The organism is Bartonella sp. AA9NXGY (genome assembly GCF_042196845.1).
Classification (GTDB): domain Bacteria; phylum Pseudomonadota; class Alphaproteobacteria; order Rhizobiales; family Rhizobiaceae; genus Bartonella.
Map to the genome: position 1 here is coordinate 1 of NZ_JBHIRB010000034.1, position 7,164 is coordinate 7,164.

2 protein-coding genes and 1 pseudogene are annotated in these 7,164 nt (G+C 37.1%); all 3 read left to right on the plus strand.

Features of this window, described 5'->3' with window-relative positions; translation table 11 throughout:
• Window positions 1–276: YadA-like family protein (locus tag ACFIM6_RS09235; RefSeq protein WP_375612590.1), on the plus strand; the 276-nt coding region annotated here is incomplete at its 5' end.
• 1,104 nt (window positions 277–1,380) lie between these two features.
• Window positions 1,381–4,503, plus strand: a complete 3,123-nt coding sequence (locus tag ACFIM6_RS09240) for a YadA-like family protein (protein ID WP_375612591.1) — start codon at window positions 1,381–1,383, stop codon at window positions 4,501–4,503.
• Between the two features lie 1,177 nt (window positions 4,504–5,680).
• Window positions 5,681–7,164, plus strand: a pseudogene (locus tag ACFIM6_RS09245) (hypothetical protein); the annotation flags it as partial.

A 7,164-nucleotide genomic window follows, 5' to 3' on the forward strand; every position in this document is an offset into this window, starting at 1 on the left:
ATGAAGTTTGAGACATTGAATTATGCTATTCAGGATGTTCGGAAAGAAGCAAGACAAGCTGCTGCTATTGGTCTAGCAGTATCTAATTTGAGCTATGACGATACACCGGGAAAATTAAGTTTTTCACTTGGTACGGGTGTATGGCGCAGTCAATCTGCACTTGCTATTGGAGCTGGTTATATGTCTGAAAATGGAAGATTTCGCTCTAACGTATCTGCAACGAGTGCTGGGGGACATTGGGGTGTAGGTGCTGGATTTAGGGTAACACTGAATTAACAATAGAAAATTCGAAATAAATTTTCCTTCTCTTATCAAATGCGTTACATGTGCCATTTAAAGAGAAGGAAAGTTATTTTCATCATAAATGAATAGCAATAGAAGATAAGGGCGTATTTCGAGTAAAAATATATTTTTTGTGAAATTTTATATGAAAAAATCATTTATCACCTCCAAAAGGAATTATTTGAGTAATCGATATTTATTTTTAAGAGAGTTCTGCCTTCTTGTCTCATCAGACAAGGGTAAAAATTTTATAAGAAGTGATATTTTACACAGAAATTCATAGAGTAGTATACTTGTAAAGTTTTATAATAATGTATTCTGTAATAATAATCTTAGTGGGACTAATTTTAGTTACAGTGAAACATTTTAACAAAAAAACTACAAATGCAGAGGTATGTTTTCATATAAATTAACAGAGTACGTGTAACCGCACAATATTTGAAAACTATACAGTTTATAATTTTATAATAGAAATATCCACGAGGGGTGTTCTTAAAGAAATAAAAAGTCTCATTTTTTCCTTGCTATTTTTTAATAATCTGTATAGAGTTCGAAAAATTAATTAAAAGAAACTAGAAATCTTCTCGCAAAGCGGGGTGCGGTAAGCTATGGCAAAATTACAAAATCACAATCATCTAATTTCAAAGAGCTTTAAGAGATTCAAATATAAAACTCAGGGATATCTCGCTTATTTTCACGAAAAAAGCGCAATAACCCTACAAAAAACGCTCTAAATTACTCAACAACAACTTAACTCCCTTGCGCAATAAACATTTTATTGCCTCTTAAACACACAACCCCTAATAATAGTACACAAATATGTTTTTTCTACACTTTTTTCACCTTTCTTCACCTTTAAATTTAAAGGCTCTGCTTAAGAAAAACACCCCTCCTTAAAGGGGGATAAATAAAAACCACATTAATTGGACTATCGATCAACGTCGACTTCTATCTCATTGATATCTTAGATAGTCCTCTTCCGCATTATGACAACCCTAATCTTTTATAAAACAAGAAAAAACAATCTCTGGAGCTTAGTAGCACCGGAATATGTCTTTTTGATGTTTTAAATATCTTTTTTTACTTAGAGGATTTATTATGAAAAAAATATATACCACACCACACACGCTAGCAGTGAGTAATTTAAAAAATTCTTGCTCGTCTTATCGATTACCTTTTATTAAAACGCTTTCATTAGTGTCAGTAGCTGTCTTTTTATCAAATGCTTCTCCTGTTTTTGCTTGTGATCTTTGGGGTAATGTAGCACAGTATTTTGGCGGAGGTACAAATATACGTAAAAGTATTGCGCCAACCTATATAATTAACGGTAAAATATATAGAGATGTTGGCTCTGCGCTGTATGGTTTGGAGAATTATGTCGCTGAAACCAGGTATGATAAGCTTGTTAAGCAAGATAGCTCAGGGCTTATTACAATTGGTGCGGACGTAGGTGGTAATAGAATAACTATCGCAAATAGCTCTCATGGATTGAGGACTCTTACTGGTGTTGCTGATGGTTGGGTTTCGCCAATCTCGTATGATGCAGTCAATGGTTCTCAGCTTTTTTCCCAAGGCATCAGTACTGCGATCTCTTTTGGCGGTGGTGCTGGATACGATAGAAAAGGAAACTGGATAGCTCCTACTTTTACAGTTAAGGTCTTTGATAAAAATGGTAATGGAGCTGAAAAGGATTATAAGAATGTTGCGGATGCCTTTACTGGCGTAAGTAGTTCTTTCACGAATCTTGATGCAAAGATTGAAAATATTAAGGTAGCAAGTAATAGTCTTGTTAAGCAAGATGATACAGGACTTATTAGCATTGGTGGAGAAGTAAGTGGAACTAAGGTAAGCATTGCAAACGTTGATAATGCAGTTCGGACTCTTTCGGGTGTTAAGGCTGGTTCGATTACAGCAGCGTCCACTGATGCGATAAATGGTTCTCAACTTTATTCCATGAGCAATGTAGTCGCAGGCTATTTTGGCGGTGGTGCTGGCTATAAAGATGGAAACTGGAGTGCTCCTACTTTTACAGTTAAGGTCTTTGATAAGGATGGTAATGGAGCTGAAAAGAAGTATACTAATGTTGCGGATGCCTTTACTGGCGTAAGTGGTTCTTTCACAAATCTTGATAAAAAGATTGAGAATATAGTCATTAATGGGACAGGTGATGATCTTGTTAAGCAAGATGATGCCGGACTTATTACCATTGGTGGAAAAGTAAGAGGGGTCCAGGTAAATATAGCAAATGTTGATAATGTGGCACGGACTCTTGCGGGTGTTAAGGCTGGTTCGATTACAGCAACATCGACTGATGCGATAAATGGCTCTCAATTTTATGCCATGAGCAATGTAGTTGCTAGCTATTTTAGTGATAATGCTGGATATGATAAAGATGGAAACTGGAATGCTCCTACTTTTACAGTTAAGGTTTTTGATAAAAATGGTAGTGAGACTGAAAAGAACTATAAGAATGTTGGGGATGCGCTTTCTGGTGTAAGTAGTTCTTTTACGAATCTTAATCAAAAGATCGAAAGTGTGACAGGTGATAGTTTTGTTAAGCAAAATAGCGCTGGGCTTATTACGATTGGTGGAGACAAGGGTGGTGATAGAATAGATATTGCAAACGGTATTAATTTTCCACGAGTTATCTCTGGTGTTAAAGGGGGTGCATTTACGGCAACATCGACCGAAGCAGTAAATGGTGGTCAAATTTATTTGATGGCTCAGACATTTGCAAGTTATTTTGGCGGTGGTGCTGGCTATAAAGATGGAAAATGGTCACATCCTACATTTACAGTTAAAGCCTTTGATAAGGATGGTAATGCAACTGAGAAAAACTATACTAATGTTGCAGATGCGTTTTCTGGCGTTAATAGTGCTTTCACAAGTTTGAATGAGGAGATTGTTAAGATAAAGAATAAGCCTGGTATTGAAGAAAGGGAACACATCCATCAAGACGGTGATTTGAATGATATTATTTCAGAAGGCTTTCCTTTTATGAGAAGCTTACCTAGTGCTTTAGGTAATGTGAAGGTTCCAACTACGATAACTGTTGCTCCTAAATCACCATTAAAACAAGTAAGTTTTATGAGTAGTGAAGGTGAAAGCCGGCGTCTTTTTGATATTGCTGCTGGTGAGATTTCAGAAACGTCGACTGATGCTATAACTGGTTCTCAGCTCTATTCGATAAACAACCAGATTGCTACTTATTTCGGTGGTGGTTCTGGATATAAAGGTGGAAATTGGAGTGCTCCGACTTTCACAGTTAAAGCCTTTGATAAGAATGGTAAGGAAACTGAGAAAAAATATACTAATGTTGCAGATGCATTTGCTGGCGTTAATAGTGCTTTGGCAGGTTTAAATGAGCGGGTTATGAACGGTATTGGTGAAACAGAGGGTAAACCACAAAATGGTGATCCTTCGGATGTTATTTCAAAAGGCTTTCCTTTTATGAGAAGCGCACGTTTTCTAAGAAGCTTACCTCTTGCCATAGATGAGGAAGAAAGCGCCATAGATGAGGCGGATAATTCAACCACGGTAACTGTTGCTCCTAGTGAAATTTTAGAAAAGTCAACTTATGAGGTGACTGACAATCAGTTTTCACAGATGAGTAACAGGGTAACAGGCGTTGAAAAAAAGGTAGACAGCTTTACAGACAGGGTAACAGAAGTTGAAAACAAGGTGAATGTTGCGGTTAGCTATGATACCGATGATAGCGGAAAGAAAATCAATAGCATCACTCTAAAAGGTGTCGATGACAGTGAGCCTGTTTTGATTACTAATGTTAAAGATGGAAAAATTGAACATGGCTCTAAGGACGCAGTGAATGGTGGTCAGTTATACGATCATACCGCGGAGCAGATGAAGATTACTCTTGAAAGTGCGAAAAAGTACACGGACGATCAAGTCAATAATGGTGTTAACGAGGCAAAATCCTATACCGATATGAAGTTTGACGCACTAAGTTATGATATTACGAATGTGCGCAAAGAGGCAAGGCAAGCAGCAGCGATTGGTTTGGCAGTCTCTAACTTACGTTACTTCGATGACCCAGGATCTGTGAGTGTTTCATTTGGTGGCGGTTTTTGGCGTGGACAATCTGCCTTTGCGATTGGTGCAGGTTATACATCTGAAGATGGCAAGATTCGTTCTAATCTATCAGCAACCAGTGCTGGCGGTCAGTGGGGTGTAGGTGGTGGAATAACTCTGAAATTAAAATAACACCAGAGAATATGAAAAACTACAATTTAAGCGAAGTTTCGCCCTTGTCTTCTTAGACAGGGGCGAAATTTTATATTATAGAGAAGTAATATTTTACAGAGAAGGCCATAGAGTAGTATTTATAAAGTCTTATAATAATTAAAGTCTTATACCAATGTATTTTATAGTAATAATCTTAGTGAGATTGATTTTAGTAAGAAGTAAAGCACTTTAACAAAAATTTTACAAATACAGAGTAGTACTCTCAGTGCGTAATTGCGCAGTATTTTAAAACTGTACGTTCTATAATTTCATTGATAGAAAATATCCATTGGGGGATACGTTTAAAAATTTAAAAATCCTATTTTATTATTTTATTTATTTGCTCTGTACATAGCAGTAGCAATCATGAGGCACGCAACAGCAGCAATTATTAGTAAGACTCATTTTGATCAAAATGGGACACTTAAATAAAACTATGAAACAGAATCTCTAGACAAGTCTATAGTGCATGGAATCTATGAGTTTTAAAGTTATAAGGATATTTCACGGTTATATAAATCGGAAAGACTCATTCTGTAAAAATAATTAAATTCATTTTCTTCTTGCTATTTCACTCAATAGTCTATAACATCACAAAATATTCTTTAGTAAGACTCATTTTGGCAAAAACAGAAAAATGCTCGCAAGGGGGGGCAGTTGATTATGAACAACACACACAATCATCCTTATTTTACTCTAAAGCTTAAGAGTATGCCGCTTATCCCTGCGATAAAAGCGTAATAATTTCACAACAAGTACTCTAAATCATTCAGCCAACAACTTAAACTCTTCCCCTAATAATACCTTACAGCTTCTTAATCATATAAAATGAACTCTTTTACTTTTAAAATTATAAACCGCAGACCTAACAATAGGGTGCAAGTATGTCTTCTTCATACCTGTTTTTCACCCTCATCCAGGAGTTTTGTTGCAAAAAAAGCACCCTTCTTAAAGGCGGAAAAAATAAAAAACCCATTAACCACATCGTTTATCAAGATTAATTGCAACCTTGCTAGACTTCTAATTACTTCTGTTCGCCTCTGCGGCAAACTCAAACTTTATAAAGAACAAAAAAATCACGTCGTTAATCACTCCTAACACTGAAATATGACTTTTTAATGTTCTAAATATGTCTTTCCTATTTGGAGAATTTGTTATGAAAAAATTATATACCACACCAAAAGCGCTAGTGGTGAATGATTGTAAAGATTCTTGCTCGTTTTATCGACGGCTTTTTATTAAAGCGTTTTCATTGGCTTCAGTGATTATATTTTTATCAAATGTTTCTCCTGTTGCTGCTGCTACTCAGATTTTAAATAACATATCAAACGACTTTAGTGGTGGTACAAATGCGCTTAAAGGTATACCGCCAGCCTATGTAGTTGGCAGTAAATTGTATAGAGATAGTGGCTCTGCATTTGTGGAGGGGGAGGATGCTCCCAAGAACTTAAGTCTTAATATTAAGTTTCAGACTAAAGCTGCTTTTGATACTGCATTTGCAGGTACGGAAGGTTATAAGAATGTAGAAGGTTATAAAAGTGTTGCGGATGCATTTTCTGGCACTAATAGTGCTTTGGCAGCTTTAAATCACCAGATTGTTGAGATAAAGGAACCCCATGCTATTGGGGAAAAACAAGATAATCCATCTCAAAGTGATGATCAGCATAAGAACACAGGTAGCTTTTCTCTTTTAAGAAGCTTATCTCGTGAACTAGCCCGAGCGGATGATGCAAGTATGGTAACTGTTGCTCCTACCTCACCATTAACTCAAATAACTATTCGGAATAGTAAAGGTGAGACACGGCGTCTTTTGGATGTTTCTCCTGGTGAGCTCTCAAAAACGTCAACCGATGCCGTTAATGGTTCCCAGCTTTATACGTTAGGCACTGGGGTTGCAAAATCTTTAGGTGGTAATGCTAAGTATGAGAATGGCACGTGGAATGCTCCTACATTCAAGGTTAAGCGATTTAATCCTGATGGTGATGTTACTGATTCGACTTATGACAGTGTCGCGTCTGCCTTTGCCGGTGTTGGTGATTCTATCACGAATATTAAAAATGAGATTAGCAAAGAAATTGCTGGTGAAAAGAGTGATTCTTTAATCTGGAGCCAAACGGCGAATGCCTTTGTAGCGACGCATGGTGAAGAGAATACAAGTAGCAAGATTACGTCTCTTAAAAATGGAGACATTAGTAGAACGTCAACGGATGCTGTAACGGGTAATCAGCTTCATGCTCTAGGTGATAAAGTTGCACAATCTTTAGGTGGAGGAGCTAAGTATGAGGATGGCAAATGGAGCAAACCTAAGTTCACGGTTAAAACAGTAAAATCTGATGGAACTGAGAGTGAGGAGAGCTATACAGATGTGGCTTCAGCGTTTGCCGGTGTAGGAACTTCTTTCACGGATTTACATAAAGAAATTACCAATGAAATTACCACTGCTCAGGCTGACGCCTTGTTGTGGGATAAGTCCAAAGGTGCGTTTGTAGCAACGCATGGGGACAGTAAAGAGAGCAGCAAGATAACGTCTCTTAAAAATGGCGACATTAGTAGAACGTCAACGGATGCTGTAGCGGGTAACCAGCTATATGCACTAGGGAGCGGTGTTGCGAAGTCTTTAGGTGGTAAAGCTAAGTATGA